Source organism: Streptomyces sp. GC420, from assembly GCF_009916105.1.
Classification (GTDB): Bacteria; Actinomycetota; Actinomycetes; order Streptomycetales; family Streptomycetaceae; genus Streptomyces.
In genome coordinates, this window is record NZ_JAAAXQ010000782.1 from 1 (window position 1) to 986 (window position 986).

The window sequence follows — 986 nt, forward strand, 5'->3', positions numbered from 1 at the left end:
GCTCCGCCGTAGAGCTCGGCGGCCGTCGCGAGCACGCGCAGGCAGGCAGGGCCGTCGAGCGCGGTGTGGTTGACGGTGAGGACGAGGACGCAGCCGCCCTCCGGCTCGAGGGGGTCCACGACGTCGAGGCGGACGGGCGGCGAGGCGGTCAGCGGCGGGGCGGAGGAGAGCGCGCGCTCCCGGGCGAGCGCGGGCGCGTCCCGGCCCGGCGGTGGGAAGCCCACCGGCTCCACCTCCGGGTCCGCGGTCAGCTCCCACTCGTAGCGACGCCGGTACCAACGGCCGGGGGCCTCCCGCATCAGGATCCGCGGATGGCGGCGCAGCGCCTCGTGGAACGCCGTCCGCAACCTGTCCGGATCGGGAAGCCGGGGCAGGTGCACCTCGATGTGCACGGTCTCCGGCTCCTCGTCCTGCACGCAGTGCCGGGACACCTCGTCGACGACGGGGAACGGTATCCGCCGCGGCTCCGGCCCCGGCCGACCGTGCCGCGCGGGCTGCAGTGCGGTCATGCGCGTCGCTCCTCGCCCGAGTGGGGCGCGCCCCGCCCGGAGCGCGGGCCCGCGCCCTGCGCCCGCAGCCGGCCCCGGCTGCCCGCCCACGCACGCTCGCCGCCCCCGGCGAGCGGTGCCCCGGGGGCGGGGTGGCCGGTGCCGCGCGCGGTGCGGCCCGGGTGGTGCCCGGCAGCCAACGCCCGCCGCCACGCGCGGTCGGTCCCGGTGTGCGGTGCTCCGGGAGTGGGGCGGGTGGCGCCGCGCGGCGCAGCGTGGGCGTGGCGGTGGCCTTCGGGCCGGGGTTCGGCGGGGCAGCGGTCCACGGTGCCGCGGTGTGCGGGGAGGTGACGGCCGGTTCCGCGCGCGGTGCGGCCCGGGTGGTGCCCGGCCTGGCGTGCGGGCGCCTGGTCCGTTGCCGGGCGGCCGGGTCCGGCGTGCGGTGTCCGTGGCCTGTTTCGGCCGCCGGTCCCGGTGTGCGGTGCTCCGGGAGTGGGG

1 pseudogene is annotated in these 986 nt (G+C 80.0%); it reads right to left on the bottom strand.

Annotation, left to right across the window (positions count from 1 at the left end):
• Positions 1-509 (bottom strand): annotated as a pseudogene (locus GUY61_RS38590) (condensation protein); the annotation flags it as partial.
• Between the last annotated feature and the right edge of the window lie 477 nt (positions 510-986).